We start from the raw sequence: 24,710 nt of genomic DNA, 5'->3' as shown, positions 1-24,710 counted from the left end.
CACCTCCCGGGCCGCCGACAGCTCGGCGACCCGGGAGTGTCCGTTCCGGACCGGGCGCGGTCAGCGCTGCTGCTTCTCGCGCAGCTCGCTCATCGAGGTCGGTCGGCCGCTCAGCGCGTCGCGTAACCGGTCGATCATCCCGGTGCCCGGGTTGAGCAGCTTGTTCGCCGGCGGGTGGTCCGGTGCGTCCGGGTGTGGCCGGGTGGGCGCGACCTTCTTGAACGCCGTCACCTTGCCGGCCAGCTCGACGAGCTCCTCTCGGGCCGTGGCGGCACGCAGCCGGGGGAACAACTCGTTCTCCTCGTCCTGCACGTGGTGCCGGATGGTGCTCGTCAGGTGGGCGAGCAACTCGTCGAAGCGAGGGTCGGACGGGTCGAGCGACTCCAGGTCCTTCATGGTCCTCTCGGCGTCGGCGTGTTCGGTGATCTCGTGATCGGCGATCTCGTCGCCGTCGGGGAGTGTCTTGCGTGCCGTCGGGTAGACGTACGCCTCCTCGGCGACGGCGTGTCGGACGAGCTCGGCGATCACCACGTCGACGAGTTGGCGGCGGTACTCCGGGGTGCCCTGCCGGGTTTCCAGCTCGACGAAGAGTGTCTCGACCTCACGGTGGTCGGCGACCAGGATGTCGACGACGTCCTGGTCGGTGGTCGGTGGGTTGGTCATGTCACGGCCCCTTACCGGTTGCGGATCGGTGGGAGGTGTGTGGCCCCTGGTACCCCCACGGGGCTGCGCAAACCTACGGATGCCGATGGGCTGCACGGTGCCGGTGGTGTCGGTGGGGCGCGACCGGCACGATTGCGTGGCCGATGCCGGGGTAACCGCCGCCATGACCGACGAGCGCCCACCCGCCGACCGCGAGCAGTCGCGGCTCGACGACGCCGCCAAGCGGAGCGGCCGGGCGGTCCGACGGGTGCGACACCGCAGCGGGCAGGCGGGCCGGATCCGGGCCCGACAGTGGGAGGTCACCCTGGTGATCTCACTCCAGGCCGGGTTGGCCGCCGCGATCGCCGCGCTGCTCGCCAAGAATCTGCTCGGCCCCGGATCGCACGTCTTCGCCCCCGCCGCCGCCGTCGGTACGATCGCCACCGCCATCGGGCAGCGGGCGAGGCGCACCTTCGCGCTGCTGGCCGGAGTGGCCCTCGGCATCGTCATCGGCGACACGCTGCGTTTCCTGCTCGGCTCCGGCCCGTGGCAGACCGGCGTGGTGGTCGCGCTGGCCATCGCCGCCGCGTTGCTGGTGGCCGGCAAGGGCGGCCCGCTCGTCGGTCAGGCCGGCGGTACGGCCGTGCTGATCGCCACGCTGGCCCCGATGGAGCGAGGGCTGGAGGTGCCCCGGATCTTCGACGCGCTCGTCGGCGGGGTGGTGGGTCTGGTGGTGGTGGCGCTGCTGTTGCCGATCAACCCGATGCGAGTGCTGGACCGGGCCGCGGCGCCGATCTACGCGACCCTCTGCGCGCAACTGGCCGATCTGGCGACGGCGTTGCGGGCGCGCGACGGCGACGGGACGTTGCGCGTCCTGGATCGGCTGCGTGGCACCGACGCCGACCTGGGGCGGCTCCACGACGCGCTCAGCGGCGCGGAGGAGGTGGTGACGATCGCGCCGGCCCGCTGGCACCGCCGCGAGCAGTACCACAGGTACGCCCGCAGCGCGGATCACCTGGAGCGGCTGCTGCTGGACACCCGCGCACTGGCTCGCTGGGCGTCGACCGCACTCCAGTACGACGAGCCGATCCCGCGCGAGTTGCCGGACGCGATGGGCCGCCTGGGTCAGGCGGTGGCAGAGATGCGCAGGGAGTACCGGGTGGGTGATGATCCCCGGCGCACCCGCCAGCTGGTCGAGGAGAGCGCCGAGTTGGCCGGGCGAGCCTCCGCGAGCGGGGTCAGGTCGTTCGGCGAAGCGCTCGTTACCGGGTTGCGGACGTCGGCGAGCGACCTGCTCCGGGCGTGCGGCTGCGAAGCCGACGACGCCAACCGGATCGTGCGCCGGGCGGCCGGCGTCGGCATGGCCGAAGTCCACCCGCCGGTGCGGCGACAACTGCGGCGGATCCGTCCGACCCGGGCCGCCCGGGTTCGTCGTCGTGCGCACCTGGCCGCCCGGATGCGCGACGACAGCCGGGCCGGCCGCCCCGCGAGGGAGCGACCGGCCCGGTGAGCGGTTCGGGTTGGTCAGGAGGAGTAGCCGCGCTCGGCGATCCAGTTGGCGACCTTCGGCAGGCTCATCCAGTACTCGCCGAGCGCCGGGTCGGCCGGGTCGGCGACCCGGATGGTGTCGCCACCGTCGCCGTAGCCGACGAGGGCCACGTAGTGGCCACCCTCGTACGAGTGCGGGTTGCCGGCGGTGTCCACGGTGGTGCCCTTGATGTTGGCGACCACCGGTCGGCCGGCGTCCACCGCGGCCCGCACGTCCCGGCGTAGCTGCTCGACCTGGTCCGGGCGGGCCACCGAGTCACGAATCTCGGTGGTCCGGTACTTACCGCCGGTCAGCTCGTTCAGCACCCGGGTGGTGTCCAGAGCCGACGGGGTGCCCGCCTCGGTGGTGCCGAGCAGCGTGGCCACCTCGTCCTGGGAGAGCGCCTTGCCCTGGGCGGACAGCGCGATCCGCGTCGCGGCCGGGCCGCAGTAGAAGAAGTTCGGCTGCGCCTGGTAGTCGACGCTCAGGACCCGCTCGGCGGACCGGTCGCTCTGGCTCGACGAGGTCGGCGCGGCCGGAGCCGGTGCGGCCTGGGCGGCCATCGCCGGGCCGAGGGCACAACCGCCGGCGACCAGCATGCCGACGACGGACAGCCCGCTCTTCTGGATGATCGGGTTCATGGTCGAGTCTCCGTTCGGGGGTTGGCGCCTCCAACTGGCGGAGGGCGCAGCACCGGGAATGGCGCTCGGCTCAGCACCGGGGGCGACGACCAGCGGCGGTCTGGGCCGCTGCCGTACCGGGGACGTAACGGCCCTGCTCCGGCGGGCATTCCGCCGGCCGCGGAGGTACGGGCGTCGCGAGAGGGTGCAACGACGGCCGGCCGGGCGGGATTCCTGCGTACCTCGGGGTCAGAGGCTCCCGAGCAGCCCGGTGACGGTGATCTCGATGACGACGCGTTCCGGATTAGGACGCGGGGTGCGATACCGCTCGGCGTAGCGTCGCTCCGCCTCCGCCACGGCGGCCCGATCCGATCGCAGCACCGCCCGGCCCTCGATGGTCAGCCAGCGGCGGCCGTCCACGTGGCAGACCGCCACCGCCGCGCCCGCCGCACCGGCGGCGGCCACCTGACGGGCCTTGCGGGAGCTGCCGGAGGTGATGACCCGGGCCAGCCCGGCCGCCGGGTCGAGGGTCACCCCGACCGGTACGACGTGTGGGGTCCCGTCCGCACGAATGGTGGTCAGGGTCGCGAGGTGCCGTTCCGCGCAGAAGGCGACGACACGCTCGTCGTGCACGTCCAACCGATGATCGCCCGCCATGCCCGTCCCCTGTTCACCGAACCGACCCCGATCATGGCACCTGACGGCGTGCCCGCTCCCGATCGGTCGACGAATCGGGCTGGCCGGGCAGTTGGTGGGCGGCCGCCCGGCGCTTGTGCACCAGCCGGGTGAGGTAGATCAGCGCGCCGGCCAGGACACCCATGTCGTCCAGGTAGATCGGGTCCGGAAGGACGTCGATCGGGAAGATCGTGTAGATCAGCGCGCCGTAGAAGGCGACCTTGCCGCCGGTGCCGAGCCCGGTCAACATCCGCCGCGTACGCACCACCCGTACCGCCAGCACCACGGCACCGACAAGTGTGGCGATGGCCAGGATGCCGGCGATCACCACGAGGACCCACGCCTCTCGGGACATGCCGTCACGCTAACCCACCGGGAACCGCGCGGCTCAGAACGCGGGCACCGCCGCGCGGCCGCGAGCGGTCACCGTGTTTTCCCGGGTCTGCTCGACCGACGGCTTGACCACCTCGCTCAGCGGCAGCACCGACGCCGACTCCGCGACCCGTCGCCCGGTGGCCGCGTGGGCCTCCTCGCGCAGACTGCGGGCCGCCGCGACGGCCAACTCGGCCGCCCGCCAGGCAACCTGCTCCTGCTCGCGGGCCGCGGCGTGCCGGGCCGCCAGGTTGTCGCGAATCGCCCGCCGCAGCACCAGCTCCTGTGCGACCGGGTGCAGCCGCGGGTCCCAGCCGTCGCGGTGCGCGAAGACGTCGCTGAGCTGCTCCACCGACAACTCCCGCCGCCAGTACGCGTCCAGCGCGGCACGGTGCAGGTAGCGCTCGCGGTCCGCGTACTCGGCGGGGGTGCGGGCGGTCTGCGGCAGGGGCATGGCGGCTGCCGCGTCGAGTCGCCGGACGGCCGCCTCGGCCGCCTCGTACGTCTGCCAGGCTGCCTCGACCGCCTCCTGCGCGGCCACCCACTCCGTTCGGCGGCGCTGAGCGGTGGTGGTCGCCCGCGTCGCGGCCACGGCTACCTCCTGCGCGTAGCGGCTCTGCTCCCGTTCCTCCTGCGCCTGTTCGAGTTGGCTCGGCATGGCCGCGCGGCGGATCCGGGCACCCGGGTCGAGGCGGAGCCGGCCGGGCCGTAGCAGAAGAGCGGCGACGGCGACGCCGACGAACCCGAGCAGGCTCAGCCAGATGACGGCGGCTCGGGACAGGTCGGGCAGGGCGGCGGAGAGAACGGTTTGCATGATCAGCACCTCGCGGTCGAAGGCGGGTATCGACGGGTGGCAGGAGGAGCCCGACGGCAGCGGGCGACGGGTCATCCCGTCGGGGCGACTCAGCTGCTGCGACGGACTACCCGGGGCCGGGCAAGGCCCCCGGGGATCACCGGGCCAGGCTCAGCGGACGGGTGGCCCGCGTCGCGCGGGGGTGCCACGGCCGGGATCGATGGCCGGGGCCTGACCCCGGCTCTCCGCGATCGGCGAGGTCAGCGCGGTGGTGCCCGCCGGGTCAGCCGGCCGGGCGGCAGCGGGCTGGGCCGTCCGCTCGGTGGCCGGCGCGGCATCGGGACGGACACTCGCCACCCGGCTGCTCACGGCACTGGGCCGTAGCTGCGTCGAGGCGGGCGGTGGGGTCGCGGCGAGGGCGCCGCCCAGGCCGACCGCGAGCACCAGCGCGGTGATCGCCAGTCGGGTCAGCTCACGCAGTGACCGCAGCACAGCCCAACGGGCCGGGCGGATCAACACTGCGGACGACACCCGACCAACCTAACGCCTGCTCTGCCGTGGCGCAGCACGGCGACGGCCCGGGTCGGCGTGACCGCCACCACCATGTGCACTGTGGAGGGTGGGTGTCGCGTGGGTCAGACCTCGGGGGCGACCTCCGTGGTGGGCGTTTCGGCGAACAGCGCGAGCAGGTCACCGACCTGGCGGTCGGCCTCGGCGGGGTGCCGGAACCGACCGGCCGGGTTGAGGGTGTACTCGTTGCGCCGTCCGACGCGGGTGCGGTGCAGGTAACCCTCCGCCTCCAGGTCGGCGACGATCGCCTGCGCGGCCCGTTCGGTCACCCCGACCTCCGCAGCGACGTCGCGTAGCCGGGCGGTGGGGTCGCGGGCGATGGCCAGCAGCACGTGCCCGTGGTTGGTGAGGAACGTCCAGTTCCGCCCGCCGCCGGTGGCACCCGTCGCCGTGCTCGCCATCGTGTGACCGCCTCTCCGGGCGTCCGCCCTGCCCCCGGGAGTCTCGCCCGTCGTGCGTCCGGTGCGGCACCCAGGGGTCGAACCGGTGTCAACGTATGAAATCTAAATCACGCATACCTTGACGCATCTTACGGTGCGTGTGACGGTGGAGCCCGAGCCAGCGCCGCCGCCGGCCCGCTGATAAGCCCTCTGACCAGGTCAGACGCATGAAGACGAGGTGCGGGGATGAGTCGTCCTGGAACTCCCGGCGGCCAGCCGGGTTCGCAGCGGATCGCCGACCAGGCGTCCGCACCCACCGAGCCGGCCCGGGCGTACGCCGAGCTGACCGCCGGCAACCAGCGCTTCGTCAGCGGGGTCCCGCGCCACCCCAACCAGGACGCCGGGCGCCGGTCCGCCGTGGCCGACGGGCAGCATCCGTTCGCGGTGATCGTCGGCTGCTCCGACTCCCGGCTGGCCGCCGAGATCATCTTCGACCGGGGGCTGGGTGACCTGTTCGTGGTCCGCACGGCCGGGCACACGGCCGGTCCGGAGGTGCTCGGCAGCGTGGAGTACGCGGTGACCGTCCTCGGCACCCCGCTGGTGGTGGTGCTCGGCCACGACTCGTGCGGGGCGGTGCAGGCGGCGCGGGAGACCGTCGCGACCGGCACCCAGCCCCCCGGGCACCTGGGCGCGGTCGTCGATGCCGTGCTGCCCAGCCTGCGCCGGGCCGAGACCGAGGGCGTGGACGACATCGACGGGATCGTCGACATCCACATCGCGCAGACCGTCGAGGCGCTGCTCGGGCAGTCGCCCGTGCTGGCCGCCGAGGTGGCGCAGGGACGGTGCGCGGTGGTGGGTGTGTCGTACCGGCTCGCCGCCGGGGTGGTGCGCCCGGTGGCCGCCGTGCCGGCCGGCTTCGCGGCGCTCGGCGTGCCGACCGCGTCAGCCGAACCGGTCGCGGCCGCCTGACGCGTCGAGGGCCGCCCCGCGCGACGCGGAACGGCCCTCGACGAAGGATGCTGCGGGTCAGAGCATCGACATGTGCACGTGGTCGGTGTGGTTCGACGGCCCGCTGTACGACTTCCAGCCGGTCGCCGGGAACCAGATCTGCCGGTTCCAGATCACGTAGTAGATGCCGAGCCGGTCCGCGTTGCGGATGAGGAACGCGGCGACGTTGTTGCCGTACGTCCGGGTGTCCTCGTTGTGCCAGGGTGAGAAGCCGCTCTTCTGGAGCGACCAGTCGCAGGCGCGGCCCTTCGGGTGCTCGTACGGTCCACCATTGCGGTGACAGCCGACGAACCGGGTGAAGCCGGCCCGCCTGACCTCCTTGTACGCGTGCAGTGTGCGCGGCGTGACGCAGCCGGACGTGGTGGGGTCCTTCTCGCTACAGGACTGCGCCTTCCAGTCGCCGTCGGCGGTGCGACCCGGGCCGATCTTGGCGACCGGCGAGGTGGCGTCCACCAGGCCGCCGGTGAAGCCCTTGCCGCCGACCAGGGCGAGCGCCTTGTCGGCCTCGCTCTTGCGCTTGGCCATCACGGCGGTCTGCTTCTGCTGCTCGCGGACCTCGGTGTCGAGGAGCAGTTTGGCCTGCTCGGCACGGGCCTTCACCGCGTTGACCTCGGCGAGCTTGTTCTCGTTCACCATGTTGATCTCGTCGAGCATCGCGGCGCGCTGCACGAACGTGTCCGGGGCGTTGCTCTCGAGCAGCATCGCCAGCGCACCGATCCGACCGGTCCGGTACGACTGGGAGGCGATCTGCCCGACCTGTGGCGCCAGCGCGTCCAGGTCGGCCTTGGCCCGGTCCACCTCCAGCGCCAACTCCAACTGCCGTTTCTTGGACTTGTCCAGTTTGGACTTGGCGGCGGAGTAGTCGCGGTTCACCTGCTCGATGACGTCGTTGAGCAGCTTGGGCTCGTCGTCCTCCTCGTGCCCGGACGGTGTGGGGGTCGTCGGGGCGGCGTGGGCCGGGAGGGGGCCGGCGAGCACGGTCAGTGCGGCGATCACGGCCACCACGGGTGTCAGCCAGCGGCGTAGGGGTGCCGTCACAATGTTCCCTTCCGTCGACCGCCGACCGGGTTAGCTGACGGGTTCGGGGCGGAAGTGGCCCCTACCGCTGACGCGGATTCACCCCACACACCTGGGTCCCCGGCTCGCCGGTTGGCGATTGGGCGGTGGCACCGCAGGCGCCGCTTCGCGCCTTCATCGGTAACCGGCAGCGAGGTTACCCGAGAGTCGACTGGGTGAGCTACGCCTGGATGCCGACCAAAAGTGTCATTTCGCCATAGCGTTGGGTGACCAGTGACGCGGTTCTCAGGGGGGAGGCCCGATCTGGTCACGCTGAGGAGTGTCACCATGCCGTATCCGTGCTCCTGTTCGACTCCGGCCACCCGTCGGTGGCGGTGGATGGGGGCGGGGTCCGCGTCTGGTCCGGCTCGTCGGGTCGAGAGGTGCGCGGTGAGCTGAGGGCGGCCAGCGCCTCCGCCCGGTCGGCCTGGGGGCGCGGCCGAGCGACCTCGGCGGGCGGCGTGGTCTCGGTGCGCCCGGCGGCGGTCACGATCGCGGCCAGCCCGGTGGTCAGTGGCACGGCGGCGATCAGCCCGAGGGTGGCGACCGCGCTGCGGACGATCTCCTGCGCGAGGAACTCGCTGGTGAGCAACTGCCCGATCGGCCGCGCGTCGGCGGTGAGCAGGAGCAGCAGGGGCAGCGACGCGCCCGCGTACGCCAGCACGATGGTGTTGACAGTGGAGGCGATGTGCGCCCGGCCGACGCGGGTCGCCGCGCGGTACAGCTGCAAGCGGGTCAGCCCGGGATTGGCGTTCGACAGCTCGGTGACGGTGGCCGCCTGGGTGACCGTCACGTCGTCGAGCACCCCGAGCGAACCGATGATGATCCCGGCGAGCAGCAGGCCGTGCAGGTCCACGTCACCCTGGAACATCGACAGTGTCGTGGCGTCCTCACTGCCGAAGCCGGTGAGGTGGGTCGCCGCGGTGGCGACGGTGGCGAGCGCGCCGGTCAGCACCAGGCTGCCCAGGGTGCCGAGCACCGCGACCGAGGTCTGCGCGGTGACGCCGTGGGTCAGATAGAGCACCACGAACATGATCAGGGCGGCACCGACCACCGCCACCAGGAGCGGTGACCGGCCGGCGCCGATGCCCGGCAGCACGAAGGTGAGCAGGATGGCGAAGCTGGCCGCCAACCCGGCGAGCGCGGCCAACCCCCGCCACCGGCCGAACGCGACGATCGCGGCGGCGAAGACCACCGCCAGCCACACCAGCGGGGTGCCGCGCTGATGCTCGGCGATGTTCCAGTTGCTGACCGTGGGATCGGTCGGATCGGTCAACTCGACCAGGATGATCTCGTCGCCGACGTCGACACGTGGCGCGCCCGGCCCGTCGGGCACCGGTGTCTGCACCTGCTGGCCGGCGGCGGGTCCCTCGTCCACGCGGACGTCGACAGTGCCGCACGGCCCGGTGCCGACTCTGGGTGTGCCCTCGGGGCTCTCCGGCAGCGGCGGGCACGGCTCGGTCACCACCCGCGTCACCGTGCCGGCGTAGCGCGGCACGTCCGCTCCGCCGTCGGTCTGCGGTTCTCCTCCGCGCGGCCAGAGCAGCGCCGCGGCGACCACGGTGGCGACGAAGAGGGGCACCACGGTCATGACGAGGATCCGTCGCACCCGGGGCGGGGCGGACGGAGCGGGACGGGCATGGTCGGAACCCAAGTCGAGACTCCCAACGATCCGGTGCGGGATACGTGTCAGCGCGCCGCGCGGTTCAGTGTCCTCGCCGAAAGGCGGCGCGAGGCGCGGCGGATCGCGGACCGACGACCACGCGATCACGGACGGTCAGTGCCCGGCCCCGGTTGCCCGGACCTCGCGCCCGCGGGTGCCGGCACCCGCGGGCGTGTCGTCAACCGCGCTTCATCAGCCGGCCGACCGCCGCCATCATCTCGGTGGCCATCTCGTCGGCCCGACCCTCGGCGGCCCCCTCGTGCATGCAGTGCCGGGCGTGCCCGTCGAGCAGCCCCAGCGCCACCTTGTCCAGGGCGGCCTGGATCGCGGAGATCTGGGTGAGCACGTCGATGCAGTAACGGTCGTCGTCGACCATCTTCTCGATGCCGCGGACCTGACCCTCGACTCGGCGGAGGCGCGCGAGCAGCTGGTCCTTGCTGGCGGTGTACCCGCGGATCGGAGTGGGTGCGCTCATGCCGACCAGGATAGCCTACCCCTGGGGGGTATGGTACGGTGCAGTCCGGTGGTGATACCCCCACCGGGTACCGGTACGGCGAAGGAGACGATCCGATGGTCAACACGACGTTCCAGGTGCAGGGAATGACCTGTGGGCACTGCGTCAGCGCGGTGAGCGCCGAGGTCGGCGCCATCGCGGGAGTCCGCGACGTCCAGGTCGACCTCGCGACCGGGCAGGTCACCGTGAGCAGCGAGCAGCCGCTGGACGTTCAGGTCGTCCGGGCCGCTGTCGACGAGGCCGGCTACGACCTCGTCGACGCGTGAGCGGAGGGGCCGACATGCGTACCGGGACGAGACTTGTCGGATTCGCTGTCGGCCTCGCGGCGATCTTCGGAGCGGCGTACGGCATCGGCCGGGTGGCCGACCGCGCCCCGGTCGCCGAGAGCCGGCACGACGGGGGCACCGAGAGCCGGCACGACAGTGACGCCGTCCCGGCGACCGGAGAGGGTGGCGACCCGGCCGACCGGATTCCCGGTGGGCTGCTCGTCTCCGACCGCGGCTACACCCTCGACCCGGTCGACGCCCCGGCCGACGAGTTCGCCTTCCGGATCACCGGTCCGGACGGCCAACCGGTGACCCGGTACGACGTGGCGCACGACAAGAGGATGCACCTGATCGTGGTCCGACGGGACCTCTCCGGTTTCCGGCACGTGCACCCCGACCTGGCTCCGGACGGCACCTGGCGGGTCGGCACGCCGCTGGCCGGCCCCGGGCAGTGGCGGGCGTTCGCCGACTTCGCCCCGACCGGGGGTGAGCCGCTGACGCTCGGCGTCGACGTGACAGTCCCCGGTGAGCTGACCGAACGACAGCTGCCCGCCCCGGCGACCAGCACCACCGTCGACGGCTACACGGTAGCCCTGACCGGCTCGCCGCGGCCCGGCCGCACCGCCCCGCTCACGTTCACCGTCAGCCGGGACGGTCGACCGGTCACCGACCTGGAGCCCTACCTGGGCGCGTACGGGCACCTGGTGGCACTGCGCCGGGGTGACCTCGCGTACCTGCACGTGCATCCGGACGGGACGCCGGGCGACGGGCGGACCCGGCCCGGCCCGGCCGTCAGCTTCCTCGCCGAGGTGCCCTCGGCCGGCAGTTACCGGCTCTACCTCGACTTCCAGCACGGCGGGACGGTGCACACCGCCGAGTTCACCGTCGTCGCCGGCACCCCGCCGACCGACACCCCGCCGACCGGCACCAACCCGAGCGGACCCGCGCCGAGCGGGGGCGCCGACCACGGCACCCCCGGACACGGGCACAACTGACGGGACCACACGATGACCACCACCAGCAGACCGCTGCCCGCGGCGCCCAACCGGATCGAGTTGGCGATCGGCGGGATGACCTGCGCCGCCTGCGCCGCCCGGATCGAGAAGAAGCTCAACCGGATGGACGGCGTGAGCGCCGCCGTCAACTACGCCACCGAGAAGGCCACCGTCCGGTACGCCGACGGCGTCACGCCGGACGACCTGATCGAGACCGTGCGCAAGACCGGGTACACGGCCGCGCTGCCGGCCCCGCCGACGGCCGAGGAGCCCGCGGATCCGCTGCGCGGCCCGCGTACCCGGCTCTGGGTCTCGGTGGCGCTCAGCGTGCCGGTGGTCCTGCTGGCCATGGTCCCCGCCTGGCAGTTCGACTACTGGCAGTGGCTGTCGCTGACCCTCGCGGCCCCGGTGGTGGTCTGGGGTGGGCTGCCGTTCCACCGGGCCGCCTGGACCAACCTGCGCCATGGCGCGGCCACCATGGACACGCTTGTCTCACTCGGCACCCTGGCCGCGTTCGGCTGGTCGCTCTGGGCGCTCTTCCTGGGTGACGCCGGCATGCCCGGGATGACGCACCCGTTCCGCTTCGACATCACCCGCACCGACGGCGCCGGCACCATCTACCTGGAGGCGGCCGCCGGGGTGACGGTGTTCATCCTGGCCGGCCGCTACTTCGAGGCCCGGTCCAAGCGGACCGCCGGTGCGGCCCTGCGCGCCCTGCTCGACCTCGGCGCCAAGGAGGTGGCGGTGCTGCGCGACGGGGTGGAGACCCTGATCCCGGTGGACCGGCTCGCCGTCGGTGACCGGTTCGTGGTGCGTCCCGGGGAGAAGATCGCCACCGACGGGGTGGTCGACGAGGGCACCTCCGCCGTCGACGCCAGCATGCTCACCGGTGAGTCGGTGCCGGTCGAGGTCGGTCCCGGCGACGGCGTGGTCGGCGCCACCATCAACGCGGGCGGACGGCTGATCGTCAGCGCCACCCGGGTCGGCGCGGACACCCAACTCGCCCGCATGGCCGACCTGGTCGAGCAGGCGCAGAGCGGCAAGGCCGCCGTGCAGCGCCTCGCGGACCGGATCTCCGGTGTCTTCGTACCGATCGTCATCACCCTCGCCGTGGGCACGCTCGGCTGGTGGCTCGGCACCGGGGCCGGCCCGACCGCCGCGTTCACCGCCGCCGTCGCCGTGTTGATCATCGCCTGCCCCTGCGCGCTGGGCCTGGCCACCCCGACCGCGCTGCTGGTCGGCACCGGTCGGGGCGCCCAACTCGGTGTGCTGATCAAGGGTCCGGAGGCGCTGGAGTCGACCCGCCGGGTGGACACCGTCGTGCTGGACAAGACCGGCACCGTGACGACCGGCCGGATGACCCTGGTGGACGTGGTCCCGACGAGTGGCGCGGATCGGGGCGAGCTGCTCCGGCTCGCCGGTGCGGTGGAGGCCGCCTCCGAACATCCGATCGCCCGCGCGGTCGCGGCGGGCGCCGCCGAGGAGGGATCGCTGCCCCCGGTGACGGGCTTCGGCAACCTCGAAGGGCTGGGCGTGACCGGCACCGTCGACGGAAGGACCGTGCTCATCGGTCGGATCCGGCTGCTGCGGGAGCGGGAAATCGACGTACCGCCGGAGGTCGAGTGGGCCGTCCGCGACGCGGAGGCCGCCGGCCGTACGGCGATCGTCGCGGCCTGGGACGGGCGCGCCCGGGGCGTGCTCGCGGTCGCCGACGTGGTCCGGCCGACCAGCCGGGCGGCGGTGGCCCGGCTGCGGGCACTGGGGCTCACTCCGGTCCTGCTGACCGGGGACAACGCCACGGTGGCCCGCGCGATCGCCGCCGAGGTGGGCATCGACGAGGTGATCGCCGAGGTGCTGCCGGCCGGCAAGGTCGACGTGGTCAAGCGGCTGCAGGCGCAGGGGCGGTCGGTGGCGATGGTCGGTGACGGGGTCAACGACGCCCCGGCTCTGGCCCAGGCCGACCTGGGGTTGGCGATGGGCACCGGCACCGACGTGGCGATCGAGGCGTCCGACCTCACCCTCGTCCGGGGCGACCTGGACGCCGCCGTCGACGCCATCCGGTTGTCCCGCCGCACGCTGGGCATCATCCGGGGCAACCTGTTCTGGGCGTTCGGTTACAACGTGGCGGCCCTGCCGCTGGCGGCCGCCGGGCTGCTCAACCCGATGATCGCCGGCGCAACGATGGCGCTGTCCTCGGTCTTCGTGGTGGCGAACAGCCTGCGGCTGCGCCGGTTCCGCCCGGCCGCTGTCGGTCGCGGACTGTGACGGCGGCAATGGTTGGACCGGTGACGGTGGGGGTACTGGTGGTGTTGTAGCAGCGACGCTTGCAATGGAGGTTGGCAATGGGATTCGACGACAAGATCAACAACGCCACCGAGGACGCGACCGGCAAGCTGAAGGAAGGCGCTGGTCGCGCCACCGATAACGAGCAGCTCGAGGCCGAGGGTCGCGCGGACCAGTCCACGGCCAAGCTCAAGCAGGCCGGCGAGAAGATCAAGGACGCCTTCAAGAGCTGACGTACGACGTAACCCGCACGCCGGGCCGGTGATCACTCACCGGCCCGGCGTGTCTGTGTGTGTCCGGCCCCGTTCCGCGACCCTGAGAACCCCCTGATTCCGCCCTCGGTCCGTATCGCCGCGTCGGCATACCTGCTAACTTCTCTTTGCATGTGCGAGGGCCGGTTGTGAGCAGCGCTCCATCGCCGATCGGCGACGACCTGGTACGGGTGCTGGCCTCGTTGGCCAACCCGCACCGGCTGCGGATCATCGCCGCGCTGGCCCGCGAGCGTGCCTACGTCAGCGGGCTGGCCCGGCAACTGGGGATCAGCCGAGCGCTGTTGCAGGTCCACCTACGGAAGCTGGCGGCGGCCGGGCTGGTCACCGCGAGCCTGGAGTTGTCGGAGGACGGGAAAGCCATGAACTACTACGAGGTGCAGCCGTTCGTGCTCACCCTCACCCCCGAGATCATCGCGGCGGCGGCCGAGACGCTGACCGTGCCCGACTCGGTCGAGCAACCAGGAGGGAACCGATGACCGGAATGAGCGACCACGACTGGACCGAGGTGGTCGGCGCGATCGGCATCTTCGCCTTCCTGGTCAGCGTGGTCACGGTGACCATCGTGCAGCTCGCCAAGACCCGGCGGGCCCGGTACGAGGCGTCCCGCGCGGACGACTACCGCAGGCTCGCCGAGCAGGCCGCTCAGGCCCAGGCGGAGAACGCCCGGCTGCTCGCGGCGATGGACGGCCGGCTCGCCGGGATGGAGACCCGGATGACAACCGTCGAACGCGTCCTGGTCGAGGTCGACTGACCGCTGACGAAGGCCCCGGGCCGTCGAGCGGCTACTCGACGGCCCGGGTGGAAGCAGCATCACCTCGCCCGGTGGGCGAGTTTCACCGGCAACGCTCCTTCACGGAGAGGACAGCACCTCATGCCGCACGTCCGCAAATCCGCCGTCGCCTGGGCGGTCGCCCTGGCCCTCACGGCAGCCGGCCTGACCCCGGCGAGCCCGGCCGCCGCCCAGCCCACGATCGACTGGCAGCCCTGTGCCGCCGACGACTCCGCCGAGTGCGGCACCCTGTCACTGCCGGTCGACTGGGACCGGCCCCGGGGGGAGCGCTTCGACCTCGCGCTGGCCCGCCGGGTCGCCAAGCCGGCCACCCGCGAGGGCACGCTGGTCTTCGGCCCCGGCGGGCCGGGCGACAGTGGCGTCGACCGGGTGGTCGACGGCAGCTCCCGGTTCAGCGCCGACCTGCGCCGCCGGTTCGACATCGTCAGCTTCGACCCGCGCGGCACCGGCGGCAGCAACCCGGTGGTCTGCTCCCGGGCCCTGCTCGCCCAGCAGCCGCAACTGATCGCCGACCAGGCCCAGTTCGACGCCACGCTGGCCGGCAACGAGCTGCTGCGGGCCGACTGCCGGGCGCGCACCGGGCCGCTCTACGACCACGTGGACACGATCAGCGCCGCCCGCGACCTGGACGCGATCCGCGCCGCGCTCGGCGAGCGGCAGCTCACCTTCCACGGCAGCTCGTACGGCACCCTGCTCGGTGAGCAGTACGCCGAACTGTTCCCGCACCGCGTCCGGGCCATGGTGCTGGAGGCCGCGGTGGACCACAGCGTCGGCACCCGCGCCTTCCTGGACACCCAGGCCGTCACCTCGGAGGACGCGTTCGACGAGTTCGTCGCCTGGTGCGACAGGTCCGCCGCCTGCGCCCTGCACGGGCGGGACTTCCGGGCCCTCTGGGAGGGGCTGCGCGCCCGCGCCGAGGCCGGCACGCTCACCGACCCGAAACGGCCAGGTGTGGTGCTGACCCCGTTCGAGTTGAGCCGGCTCACCCACCGGGAGTTCTACGACACCTGGCGCTGGCCGGGGCTCGCCGAGTGGCTGGACGGGATGGAAGCCCCCGCCACGGTGCGAAGCGCCGCCCCGTCGACGGGTGACGCGGTGGCGCCGTACCCCTTCGCGGTCTTCTGCCAGGACTGGAGCCTGCCGGTCCGCGACTACCGGGAGTACGACGAACACCTGCGCCGGGTGGCCCGGCTCGCGCCCGACCTGCGGTACCCGACGGCGGTGTTCGCCCTCGCGACCTGCCTCGGCACCCCGACGCCGATCGCCAATCCGCAGCACCGGCTGCGGGTGCGCACCGACGTGCCGTTGCTGATCGCCGCCACCGTGCACGACCCGGCCAGCGGGTACAACTGGGCCACGAACGTGGCGCGGCAGTTGGGCAGGCACGGCGTGCTGCTCACCTACGCGGGCTGGGGGCACGGCAGCTACACCACCAGCCCGTGTGTCGAGCGGGCCGTCGACGCCTATTTGATCCACCAGGTGGTGCCGGTCCGGGGCGCCACCTGCCCGGCCGTCGACCCCGACGTGTGACCGCGCGCTGCCGGCCGCCGGGGTCAGACCTGCCCGGCGGCCGGCGGCCGTCGCACTCCCGCCAGTCGGGCGGCCCTCAGCTCCAGGTACCGCTGCTCGGGCCGACTCGTGGTGCCCCGGGCCGCCGCCAGGTACGCCTCCCGCGCCGCACCGGCGTCCCCGGCCAGCTCCAACAGGTGCGCCCGGACGGCGGCGAGCCGGTGGTGCCCGGCGGTGCGCTCGTCGGCGTCCAGGGCCGTGAGCAGGGCCAGCCCGGCCCGGGGCCCGTCCACCATGGCCACCGCCACCGCCTGGTTGAGGGTGACCAGCGGGTTCGGCGCGATCCGGGCCAGCAGCCGGTAGAGCGCGACGATCTGCCGCCAGTCCGTCTCGGCCGCTGTCCGGGCCTCGGCGTGCACCGCGGCGATCGCCGCCTGGAGTTGGTACGGCCCGGGTGGCGACCAGGTCAACGCGTCCGTGATCAGCGCGATCCCCTCGGTGCTGGCGGCGACGTCCCACCGGGTGCGGTCCTGCTCGGCGAGCGGCACCAACTCCCCGTCCGGGCCGAGCCGGGCCGCCCGGTGCGCGTCGGTGAGCAGCATCAACGCCAGCAGCCCGCTCACCTCGCCGTCGTCGGGCAGCAGTCCGTGCAGGATGCGCGCCAGCCGGATCGCCTCGCCGGTCAGCTCGGCCCGGTGCAGATCCGGGCCACTGGACGCGGTGTAGCCCTCGTTGAAGATCAGGTAGAGCACGCGGAGCACCGTGCGCAGCCGCTCGTCCCGTTCCGCCGGACCGGGCATGGTGAACCGGGCTCCGGCGGCCTCGATCCGCTGCTTGGCCCGGCGGATCCGTTGGCTCATCGTCGCCTCCGGCAGCAGGTGCGCCCGGGCGATCTGGGCGGTGCTGAGGCCGCCGACCGCGCGCAGGGTGAGCGCCACCTGCGCCGATCCGGTCAGCGCCGGATGGCAACAGAGAAACAGCAGGGTGAGGGTGTCGTCGGCGTCCGCCACCGCGGGCTCCGCGTCGGCCGCCGGTGCCACCCCGGCGTACGCCGGCTCGCGCAGCGTCACCGCCAGCTCGCGGTCCCGGCGGGCGTTCTCGCTGCGCCACTCGTCGGTGAGCCGGCGGGTGGCCACGGTGAGCAGCCACGCGCGCGGACTGTCCGGTACGCCCTGCGTGGGCCACTGCGTCGCGGCGGCGAGCAGCGCCTCCTGGACCGCGTCCTCGCACCTGTCGAACTGGCCGTGCCGGCGAACCAGCAGGCCGAGGACCTGCGGCGCGACCGTGCGCAGCAGATCCTCGACCGTCCGGTCGTCGGTCACATCTCCGCTCCGGACTCGTCCATGATCGGGCGAACCTCCATGGCGCCGCCGAAGCGCACGTCCGGCCAGCGGGCGGCGATCTCGGCGGCCCGTTGCGGGCTGTCGCAGTCGACCGCCAGGTAACCGGCGAACTGCTCCTTGCTCTCCATGAACGGCCCGTCGATGACCTCGGCCCGGCCGTCGACGGCCCGAACCGTCAACGTCTGCGACGGGTTGGCCAGCGCCTGGCCGCCGATCAGCTCGCCGGTCTCGGTCAACTCCTTCATGATCTCGTCGACCTCGCCGAACAGGGCGGTGCGGTCCTGCTCGGAAAGCTCCTCGGTGAAGCCGGGCCGGTTCCAGATCAGCAGCATGTACTTCATGGCGACGCTCCTCAGACTCGTGTCGCACCCCGGTCGGGGCGCGACTCACCGGAGGGTCGGAGCCGACAATCCGTTCCCTACGGCGTAGCGCAGAAAATCGCAGATATCGCCGCCGGTGGTGGTCCCACGCCGGGCGGTTCAGCGCCGATCAGGTCGGCCCGGCACCTGGCGGGGCTTCCGCCCGCCGCCGACGTCCAGCGACGCCCGGTCGGCGGCCGAGGTGCCCGACGACCAGCCCTCGGCGTCGCGCACGCTGAGTCGGTGGCGGGTGACGCCGGGAAAGAGCGTGTCCAGCCGCTCCCGGACCGCCTCGCCCCGGGCGGCGAGCACCGGCAACAGTCGCTCCGCCCCGGCCGTCTCGGCCGCCGCCTGGTCCGCCGCGTCGGTTGCCGCCTCGGTGGCCGCGCGCAGCCGTTCGCCGATCCGCAGCGCGAACGCGTTGAGGAACGACTCGTCCCAGACCTTTGTCCGCCGCCCCGACCCCTGCCGCCGCTCGACCCGCCCGCGCAGCATGGCGGCGGTGGCCTGGACCAGCAGCGAGGTGTAGAGCAACTCCACCGCCACCAGGTCGGCCGGCCAGCCCAGCACGGTGGCGAAGCCGAGATCGTCGGACCAGACCGCCTCGCACCTGTTCGCCGCCGCCACCTCCTGCACCAGCAGTGCCTTCGCGCCCGCGTACGGGGTGTCGGTGCTCAGGCGTACCCCGCCGGGCACGTCGCCGCGCTCCGCCCCGGCGGCCAGCAACGCCTCGTCGATGCTGTGCCGGGCGATCAGCTCCTGCGCCTTACCGGTAAGCGCCTCCGCCTCGGCCGGGAAGGTCGTCGACTCGGCCTTGGCCAGCAGCGCCCGGACCCGGTCCAGCATCGGCGACCCGCTGCGCGCCGGACCGGCCGACCGGGCGGTCGCCGCCCCGCTCGACCCGGGTGGCGGGCGCAGCACCGCGATCGGTGGCAGGCTCTCCACCAGCGCGAGGACGTCCACGGCCGTACGGAGCGCGTCGACCCGGTCCAGCGCCTCCCGGGCGGACCAGCCGGACAACACCCGGTCGTCGTCCGCCCGCACCTCGGCGGCCAACGCCCGCAACTGCTCGTCGAACCAGGCCGGGACCGGATCCGACTGCTCGCGCCGCTGCACGGCCATCGCGTCCCGGACCAGTCGCGCCGCGCGGCCGTCGAGCCGCCGCCCGGTGATCCGGTCCACGTCGACGGGCTGCCAGCCGCGCGGCCAGAGCCGCGCCAGGCCACGGACCAGGCGGCGCAGCAACGCCGCGTCCACCGCCGTGGTGCCGTCCGCGGCGCCGGTGCCGACCATCAGTTGGTCCAGCTGCCGTTCGGCCTTCCGTACGTCGGTGCCGCGCACCGCCGCGAGCGCGTTGGCGACGAGTTCGTCCGCGTCCGGCACTGGCACCTCCTTCTCGGGTTCCGCTGCGGGCGAGGCTGCCCGACCCGCCCCAGCTCCATGATCATGCCGCGCGAGGCCCCGAAGGCGCGAAACGGGGATGTTGCCGCCGTGCGCGGTGCCGGCCGTGCGCGGTGCCGGCCGTGCGCGGTGCCGGCCGTGCGCGGCGCCCGTCCGGCGGCCTTGCCCGCCCGGCGTGCCCGTTCGGCGGCCTTGCCCGCCCGGCGTGCCCGTTCGGCGGGCTTGACCGTCCGGCGTGCCCGTTCGGCGGCCTTGACCGCCGCGCCTGCGCTTGATCAACACGGGGTCCTTGATAGCGCGGCATCCCACCCGGTCGGACCCGCCGAGTTCGCCGATCTCGTGTTGACCTTGGGGGTGGGCGTGTCGCCACGCCGGCTTTGGTGGCCGGGATTCATTGTGTTTGGGGGTATTTTTGCCACGACCGGTGGATGCGAGGTGTGTGGTGGCCGAGTCGAGTCTGCCGAGGGCACGCACCGTCGACGTGCGGGCCTCCATCCTCGCCGGCGTCCTGATCGGCATCGCGATCATGGCCGCGGTGGACGAGATCGTCTTCCATCAGTTGCTGGCCTGGCACCACTTCTACGACAGGTCGACGCCGTCGGTGGCGCTGCTCTCCGACGGGCTGCTGCACGCGGCGGAGGTGATCGCCCTGGTCGGCGGGTTCTTCTGGTTCGCCGACCTGCGCCGGCGACACGCCCTGTCGGCCCGGCTCGCCTGGGGTGGCCTCCTGCTCGGCGCCGGGGGGTTCCAGCTCTTCGACGGGCTGGTCGACCACAAGGTCCTCCGGCTGCACCAGATCCGTTACGGGGTGCACCTCGTGCCGTACGACGTGGTGTGGAACGTGGCCGGCGCGGCCCTGCTGCTGGCCGGCGCCCTGCTGATCTGGCGTGCCCGGTCGCGCGACGGCCGTCGATGACGGTGCCGCTGCCGGCTCCGCCCGCCTGGTCCGTTCCGCCGATCGCGCACGGCGGGCAGGCGGCGGATGCGTCGTCCTGGCTGCCGCTGCTCCCGGTCGCGCTGCTGACCGGCGGCTATCTGCTGGCCGCCGCGCGCGACCCCCGGGGTTGGGATCATCGCCGGACCGCCGCCTGGCTGGTCGGGTGCGGAATGCTGGCGGTCGCCGTCGGGCCGTTGGCCCAGCTTCCCGGCGGTCCGCGCGGGCACCTGGCGCAGCATCTGCTGCTCGGCATGCTGGCCCCGCTCGGGCTGGTGCTCGGCGCCCCGGTCACCCTGCTGTTGCGGGTCGCGCCGCCACCGGTACGCCGGGCGGTGGGCCGGTTGCTGCGCGCCCGCCCGCTGCACCTGATCGCGCACCCGGTCACCGCCGCGCTGCTCAGCACGGGTGGGCTGGCGCTGGTGCTGCTCACCCCGCTGTACGCGGCGGCCGAGCGTCAGCCCGCGCTGCATCACGCCGTACACCTGCACTACCTGGCCGCCGGTTATCTCTTCGCCTGGTCCCTGGCCGGGCCGGACCCGGCGCCGCGCCGACCGGGCCTGGCGGTACGGGTCGGCGCGCTCCTGGGTGCGGCAGCCGGACACGCCGTACTGGCCAAGTACCTGTACGCCCAGGCCGAAACCCTCCCACCACGCCTCATCGACCGGGATCCGGAGGCGTTCCGTTCCGCGGCCCAGCTCATGTACTACGGCGGTGACCTGGCCGAGCTGCTGCTCGCGACGGCCCTCTTCGCCACCTGGTACCACTCCCGCCGCCCCCACCACTCCCGCCGCCGCCCCCACCCCGCTCACCCTCCTGCCTTGTTGATCAAGAGGTTTGCGTCAGAGGAGAGCGATTCCTTGACGCAAACCTCTTGATCAACGAGGTGAGGGCGGGGTCAGGGCGGCGGAGAGCTGGTGCAGGAACGAACGGATGCTTTCCTCACTGTGCCGCGTCTCAGCCTGGTCGTTCAGCGGACCCGGACAGCGCAGCGCCTGACCCAGCGCCTCCCGTGTCTCGGCGCGGTCCCCCGGGTAGAGCCCAGCGGTGACCCCGTCGGCCACCCGAGTCACCACCGCGTCGTCGAGCACCTGGTCGAACTGCACTCCATAGAGGATTCCGTTGACGTGGCTCTTCCACAGGTCCATGCTCGTTGGCTCCCTCATCGTCCGAGGTCAGGGCTCGACGCGATCCACCCGTTGGCGTCGAGGTACGCGGTGCTCTCCGGGAAACGGCGACGCGTCGCGTGCACGTCGCCAAGATCCGCCGGCACACCGACAGGATCCACCGGACCGGGTCGGTGAGACAACCGCCCCTGAGCCACCGCGTCGGGTCAGTTGCGCCGCGGCCAGTCGGCGAGAATCTCCGCTGCCGGTAGGCGGTCCTGCTCCGGGTCCGGTGCCGGGGTTGGCCGGTCGGTCGGCGTCCGACCGAAGCGGGGTGCCGGGGCCGGTTGGATCTCGCCGCCGACCTCGACGAAGGTGCCCCGCGCGGCGTTGTGCGGGTGTTGGTGCGCCTCACCGGGGGCGAGCACCGGCGCGACGCAGGCGTCCAGGTCGGTGAAGACCGCCGTCCACTCGTCCCGGGTCCGCTCGGCGAACCGTTCGGTGAAGCGCCGGCGCAGCTCATCCCAGCCGCTCGGGTCGTACTGCGCCGGCAGGTCCGGGTCGTCGGCCAGGTCGAGGCCGGTGAGGAGTACGTCGTAGAAGGCCGGTTCCATCGCGCCGACGGCCATGAATCCGCCGTCGGCGGTGGCGTACGTGTCGTAGAACGGCGCACCGCCGTCGAACATGTTGCGCCCGCGCGGCGCGGCCCACCGGCCACTGCCGAGCAGCCCGTGCAGGAACGACGTGAGCAGCGCCGACCCGTCGACCATCGCCGCGTCGACCACCTGGCCGACACCCGAGCGTTCCCGTTCCAGCAGCGCCGCCAACACGCCGACGGCGAGCAGCATGCCGCCCCCGCCGAAGTCGGCGAGCAGGTTCATCGGCGCGTACGGGCGCTCGCCGGTCCGACCCAGCGGCTCCAACGCCCCCGCCACCGCGATGTAGTCGATGTCGTGCCCGGCCCGGGACGCCAGCGGGCCGTCCTGGCCCCAGCCGGTCATCCGCGCGTACACCAGCCCGGGGTTTCGCCCCTGGCACACCTCCGGGCCGAAGCCGAGCCGCTCGGCGACCCCCGGCCGGTACGCCTCGACCAGCACGTCGGCCCGTTCGACGAGGCGCAGCAGGTCGGCCACCCCGGCCGGGGACTTCAGGTCCAGTGCGGTCACCCGTCGGCCGCGCTGCAACGGCCCGTCGGTCGGCGCGGCCAGCCGCCCCGCGCCCGGGGCACCCGGCCGGTCCACCCGCACCACGTCCGCCCCGAGGTCGGCGAGCACCATGCAGCCGAACGGGGCCGGCGCGAGGCTCGCCAACTCGACCACCCGCACCCCGGCCAGCGGCCCGCCGCGCGTCGAACCGCCCGGCGTGGCGCCCGGGTCGTCGTGCCGTGTGGCGCCCGGGTCGTCGCCCCGTGCGGTGTCTGGGTCGCTGGCCGCACCCGGTCTGCCGGGGCTCGGCCAGGAGGCCGTCATGCGACGCCAGCCGGTTCGGCGGGACGGGCGGCGAGCCTGTCGACCAGGTCGGCGGGGGGTGTGAACCGGTCGCCGTACCTGTCGGCCAGTTCGGCGGCACGGGTCGCGAACCCGGCCGGGCCGCCCGCGTACTGCCGGACGTAGCGGATCACCCCTCCGGTCCACGCGGGGAAGCCGATGCCGAAGATCGAGCCGATGTTGGCATCGGTCTCGGTGCGCAGCACCCCCTCGTCGAGGCAGCGCAGCGCGTCCAGTGCCTCGGCGAACAGCATCCGCTCCTGGAGGTCGGTGAACGGCACCGCCCGGCCGGCGTCGGTGACCAGGTCGGCGAGGCCGGTCCACAGCCGGCCCCGGGTGCCGTCGTCGTAGGAGTAGAAGCCGCGACCGATCGCTCGCCCCGGCCGGTCGTACGCGTCGACCAACTCGTCGACGAGCCGGTGCGCGGGCAGCGGCAGGTACTCCTCGCTGGCCGCCTCGAACTGGCGGCGGATCCGCTGGATCAGGGTGAGGCTGACCTCGTCGGCAAGTGCCAGCGGCCCGGTCGGGTAGCCGGCCTGCAACGCGGCCTGCTCCACCGACGCGGCGGGGACACCCTCGGCGACCATGCCGACCGCCTCGTCGAGGAACCGGCCGATCACCCGGCTGGTGAAGAAGCCCCGGCCGTCGTTGACCACGATCGGGGTCTTGCCGATCCGCCGGCCCAGGTCGAACGCCCGCGCCAGGGCCGTGTCGCTGGTCCGCTGGCCGACCACGATCTCCAGTAGTGGCATCCGGTCCACCGGGGAGAAGAAGTGCATGCCGATGAAGTCGCTCGGGCGGTCCACTCCCTCGGCCAGCCCGGTGATCGGCAGGGTGGAGGTGTTGGACGCGAGCAACGCGTCGGGTGCCAACACCGGCAGCACCTCGGCGAAGACGGCCTGCTTCAGCGCGGGGTCCTCGAAGACCGCCTCGATGACCGCGTCGCAGCCGGCGAGGGCGTCCACCTGGTCGGTGGTGGTGATCCGGTCCAGTACGGCACGGGCGTCCGCCTCCGTGGCGCGGCCCTTGCGCACCCTGCGGGCGAGCAGCCGTTCGGCGTGCTCCCGGGCACGGCCGGCGGCCTCCGGCGTGACGTCCCGGACCACGACGTCCAGGCCGGCGCTGGCGCAGGCGTACGCGATGCCCGCGCCCATCATGCCGGCGCCGAGCACGGCCACCCGGCGCACCGGCGGGGCGTCCACGCCGGACGGTCGGGCGGCGCCACCGTTGACGGCCTTCAGGTCGAAGAAGAAGGCGCCGATCATGTTCTTGGCGACCTGCCCGGTGAGCAGGCCGATCAGGTGCCGGGTCTCCACCGTCAGGGCGGTGTCCAGGTCGACCTGTGCGCCCTCGACGGCGGTCGCCAGGATCGCCTCGGGTGCGGGCAGCCGGGCACCCTTGAGCTGCTTGCGCAGGGTGGCCGGGAAGGCCGGCAACTGGGTGGCCAGGGAGCGGCTGGCGGGTGCGCCGCCGGGCATCCGGTAGTCCGGCCGGTCCCACGGCTGCGCCGGCTGCGGGTTCGCCGCGATCCAGGCGCGTGCGCGGTCCAGCATTTCGGTGGGTGTGGCGACCACCTCGTCCACGATGCCCGCGGCCAGGGCGTCGGCGGGGCGCATCCGCCGACCGGTGAGCAGCACCGTGGTCAGCGCACCGGCCAGGCCGAGCATTCGTACCGTCCGGGTGACGCCGCCGGCCCCGGGCAGCAGACCCAGGGTCACCTCGGGCAGCCCGAGCCGGCTGTCCGGCGCGTCCAGCGCGATCCGGTGGTGGCAGGCGAGCGCGATCTCCAGGCCACCGCCGAGCGCGGAGCCGTTGATTGCGGCGACCACCGGTCGGCCCAGCGTCTCCAGTCGCCGCAGGTCCCGTTTGATGGTGCCGAGCAGTTCGGCGAGGGCGGGCGCGTCGGCGCGGGTGGCCCGGATCATCTCGGGCAGGTCACCGCCGGCGAAGAACGTGGACTTCGCGCTGGTCACGATCACGCCGACGAGATCGCGCTCCGCCTCCAGCCGGTCCAGCGCGGCGCTCATCGAGGCGGCGTACGCCCGGTTCATGGTGTTGGCGGACTGCTCGGGGTCGTCCAGGGTGAGCGTGACGATGCCGTCGGCGGCGCGGTCGTACCGGATGGTGGTGGTCATGTGTCTTTC

General features: G+C 73.2%; 27 protein-coding genes and 1 riboswitch. Of the genes, 11 read left to right on the top strand and 16 right to left on the bottom strand.

The window, feature by feature from the left end; translation table 11 throughout:
- Nucleotides 1-60 precede the first annotated feature (60 nt).
- Complete coding sequence (locus AB0O48_RS04790) at nt 61-663, bottom strand: hemerythrin domain-containing protein (protein ID WP_357571990.1); 603 nt, start codon at nt 661-663, stop codon at nt 61-63.
- A 163-nt stretch (nt 664-826) separates the two neighbouring features.
- Here AB0O48_RS04790 and AB0O48_RS04785 point away from each other — a divergent pair, with 163 nt between their 5' ends.
- Nucleotides 827-2,152 (top strand): FUSC family protein, encoded by a 1,326-nt coding sequence (locus tag AB0O48_RS04785; protein WP_357571991.1) that lies wholly within the window; start codon nt 827-829, stop codon nt 2,150-2,152.
- 14 nt (nt 2,153-2,166) lie between these two features.
- Here the strand turns inward: AB0O48_RS04785 and AB0O48_RS04780 are convergent, their stop codons facing one another.
- The 6 genes from AB0O48_RS04780 to AB0O48_RS04755 all read right to left on the bottom strand — a co-directional run bounded on the left by AB0O48_RS04780 (nt 2,167) and on the right by AB0O48_RS04755 (nt 5,601).
- Nucleotides 2,167-2,811, bottom strand: coding sequence for a C39 family peptidase (locus AB0O48_RS04780; protein WP_357251971.1), 645 nt, complete (start codon nt 2,809-2,811; stop codon nt 2,167-2,169).
- Between the two features lie 228 nt (nt 2,812-3,039).
- A complete protein-coding gene (locus AB0O48_RS04775; protein ID WP_357251974.1) occupies nt 3,040-3,447 on the bottom strand; it encodes a TIGR03618 family F420-dependent PPOX class oxidoreductase in 408 nt (135 codons plus the stop codon).
- A 31-nt stretch (nt 3,448-3,478) separates the two neighbouring features.
- Entirely contained in the window at nt 3,479-3,820 is a 342-nt protein-coding gene (locus AB0O48_RS04770) for a YkvA family protein (protein ID WP_357251977.1), read from the bottom strand.
- Between the two features lie 33 nt (nt 3,821-3,853).
- Nucleotides 3,854-4,651, bottom strand: coding sequence for a hypothetical protein (locus AB0O48_RS04765; RefSeq protein ID WP_357251980.1), 798 nt, complete (start codon nt 4,649-4,651; stop codon nt 3,854-3,856).
- A gap of 150 nt (nt 4,652-4,801) precedes the next feature.
- Nucleotides 4,802-5,161: a hypothetical protein gene (locus tag AB0O48_RS04760; RefSeq protein WP_357251983.1), complete on the bottom strand. Its 360-nt coding sequence runs from the start codon at nt 5,159-5,161 to the stop codon at nt 4,802-4,804.
- Nucleotides 5,162-5,265: 104 nt separating this feature from the next.
- Entirely contained in the window at nt 5,266-5,601 is a 336-nt protein-coding gene (locus AB0O48_RS04755) for a MarR family winged helix-turn-helix transcriptional regulator (protein ID WP_357571992.1), read from the bottom strand.
- 225 nt (nt 5,602-5,826) lie between these two features.
- On the opposite strand from AB0O48_RS04755, the gene AB0O48_RS04750 reads away from it, so the two are divergent.
- Complete coding sequence (locus tag AB0O48_RS04750; protein ID WP_357251990.1) at nt 5,827-6,549, top strand: carbonic anhydrase; 723 nt, start codon at nt 5,827-5,829, stop codon at nt 6,547-6,549.
- Between the two features lie 57 nt (nt 6,550-6,606).
- On the opposite strand, the gene AB0O48_RS04745 is transcribed toward AB0O48_RS04750, so the two are convergent.
- The 3 genes from AB0O48_RS04745 to AB0O48_RS04735 form a co-directional block, all read right to left on the bottom strand.
- Complete coding sequence (locus tag AB0O48_RS04745; RefSeq protein WP_357251993.1) at nt 6,607-7,626, bottom strand: hypothetical protein; 1,020 nt, start codon at nt 7,624-7,626, stop codon at nt 6,607-6,609.
- A gap of 4 nt (nt 7,627-7,630) precedes the next feature.
- Nucleotides 7,631-7,761, bottom strand: a riboswitch (cyclic di-AMP (ydaO/yuaA leader).
- A 166-nt stretch (nt 7,762-7,927) separates the two neighbouring features.
- A complete protein-coding gene (locus AB0O48_RS04740; RefSeq protein ID WP_357571993.1) occupies nt 7,928-9,298 on the bottom strand; it encodes a YibE/F family protein in 1,371 nt (456 codons plus the stop codon).
- Nucleotides 9,299-9,485: 187 nt separating this feature from the next.
- Nucleotides 9,486-9,782 carry a metal-sensitive transcriptional regulator gene (locus AB0O48_RS04735; protein ID WP_355027247.1) on the bottom strand — a complete coding sequence of 99 codons (297 nt, stop codon included), beginning with the start codon at nt 9,780-9,782 and terminating at the stop codon, nt 9,486-9,488.
- 95 nt (nt 9,783-9,877) lie between these two features.
- On the opposite strand from AB0O48_RS04735, the gene AB0O48_RS04730 reads away from it, so the two are divergent.
- From AB0O48_RS04730 to AB0O48_RS04700, 7 genes are all read left to right on the top strand, one after another.
- The gene (locus tag AB0O48_RS04730) at nt 9,878-10,087 is read left to right on the top strand and encodes a copper ion binding protein (RefSeq protein WP_355027246.1); all 210 of its coding nucleotides are present in this window, start codon (nt 9,878-9,880) and stop codon (nt 10,085-10,087) included.
- Nucleotides 10,088-10,101: 14 nt separating this feature from the next.
- Complete coding sequence (locus AB0O48_RS04725) at nt 10,102-11,082, top strand: hypothetical protein (protein ID WP_357571994.1); 981 nt, start codon at nt 10,102-10,104, stop codon at nt 11,080-11,082.
- A 12-nt stretch (nt 11,083-11,094) separates the two neighbouring features.
- Nucleotides 11,095-13,347, top strand: a complete 2,253-nt coding sequence (locus tag AB0O48_RS04720) for a heavy metal translocating P-type ATPase (RefSeq protein WP_357252003.1) — start codon at nt 11,095-11,097, stop codon at nt 13,345-13,347.
- Between the two features lie 77 nt (nt 13,348-13,424).
- Nucleotides 13,425-13,598, top strand: a complete 174-nt coding sequence (locus AB0O48_RS04715) for a CsbD family protein (RefSeq protein ID WP_036410891.1) — start codon at nt 13,425-13,427, stop codon at nt 13,596-13,598.
- A gap of 167 nt (nt 13,599-13,765) precedes the next feature.
- Complete coding sequence (locus AB0O48_RS04710; protein ID WP_357252006.1) at nt 13,766-14,113, top strand: ArsR family transcriptional regulator; 348 nt, start codon at nt 13,766-13,768, stop codon at nt 14,111-14,113.
- Nucleotides 14,110-14,388 carry a hypothetical protein gene (locus AB0O48_RS04705; protein ID WP_357571995.1) on the top strand — a complete coding sequence of 93 codons (279 nt, stop codon included), beginning with the start codon at nt 14,110-14,112 and terminating at the stop codon, nt 14,386-14,388. Before AB0O48_RS04710 ends, AB0O48_RS04705 begins: the two co-directional genes overlap by 4 nt.
- 120 nt (nt 14,389-14,508) lie before the next feature.
- Nucleotides 14,509-15,957 (top strand): alpha/beta hydrolase, encoded by a 1,449-nt coding sequence (locus AB0O48_RS04700; RefSeq protein ID WP_357571996.1) that lies wholly within the window; start codon nt 14,509-14,511, stop codon nt 15,955-15,957.
- 23 nt (nt 15,958-15,980) lie between these two features.
- Here AB0O48_RS04700 and AB0O48_RS04695 read toward each other — a convergent pair whose 3' ends face one another.
- From AB0O48_RS04695 to AB0O48_RS04685, 3 genes are all read right to left on the bottom strand, one after another.
- Nucleotides 15,981-17,258: a DUF6596 domain-containing protein gene (locus AB0O48_RS04695; RefSeq protein WP_357571997.1), complete on the bottom strand. Its 1,278-nt coding sequence runs from the start codon at nt 17,256-17,258 to the stop codon at nt 15,981-15,983.
- Complete coding sequence (locus AB0O48_RS04690) at nt 17,255-17,620, bottom strand: YciI family protein (RefSeq protein WP_357252017.1); 366 nt, start codon at nt 17,618-17,620, stop codon at nt 17,255-17,257. The genes AB0O48_RS04695 and AB0O48_RS04690 overlap by 4 nt, the downstream gene beginning before the upstream one ends.
- 138 nt (nt 17,621-17,758) lie before the next feature.
- A complete protein-coding gene (locus AB0O48_RS04685; protein WP_357252020.1) occupies nt 17,759-19,021 on the bottom strand; it encodes a DUF2786 domain-containing protein in 1,263 nt (420 codons plus the stop codon).
- Between the two features lie 460 nt (nt 19,022-19,481).
- Between AB0O48_RS04685 and AB0O48_RS04680 the strand changes: the two genes are divergently transcribed.
- Complete coding sequence (locus AB0O48_RS04680) at nt 19,482-19,955, top strand: DUF2243 domain-containing protein (RefSeq protein WP_357571998.1); 474 nt, start codon at nt 19,482-19,484, stop codon at nt 19,953-19,955.
- A complete protein-coding gene (locus AB0O48_RS04675; RefSeq protein WP_357571999.1) occupies nt 19,952-20,851 on the top strand; it encodes a cytochrome c oxidase assembly protein in 900 nt (299 codons plus the stop codon). The genes AB0O48_RS04680 and AB0O48_RS04675 overlap by 4 nt, the downstream gene beginning before the upstream one ends.
- Here the strand turns inward: AB0O48_RS04675 and AB0O48_RS04670 are convergent, their stop codons facing one another.
- The 3 genes from AB0O48_RS04670 to AB0O48_RS04660 form a co-directional block, all read right to left on the bottom strand.
- Nucleotides 20,852-21,121 (bottom strand): hypothetical protein, encoded by a 270-nt coding sequence (locus AB0O48_RS04670; protein WP_357240695.1) that lies wholly within the window; start codon nt 21,119-21,121, stop codon nt 20,852-20,854. It lies immediately after the preceding gene.
- 185 nt (nt 21,122-21,306) lie between these two features.
- Nucleotides 21,307-22,548, bottom strand: coding sequence for a CaiB/BaiF CoA-transferase family protein (locus AB0O48_RS04665; protein ID WP_357240698.1), 1,242 nt, complete (start codon nt 22,546-22,548; stop codon nt 21,307-21,309).
- Nucleotides 22,545-24,701, bottom strand: a complete 2,157-nt coding sequence (locus AB0O48_RS04660; RefSeq protein ID WP_357572000.1) for a 3-hydroxyacyl-CoA dehydrogenase NAD-binding domain-containing protein — start codon at nt 24,699-24,701, stop codon at nt 22,545-22,547. The genes AB0O48_RS04665 and AB0O48_RS04660 overlap by 4 nt, the downstream gene beginning before the upstream one ends.
- Nucleotides 24,702-24,710 lie beyond the last annotated feature (9 nt).

The sequence above is a fragment of the Micromonospora sp. NPDC085948 genome (assembly GCF_040686315.1).
Taxonomy (GTDB): domain Bacteria; phylum Actinomycetota; class Actinomycetes; order Mycobacteriales; family Micromonosporaceae; genus Micromonospora.
Note: the sequence above shows the minus strand (reverse complement) of the source record. Positions and strands in the feature narration are given on the sequence as shown.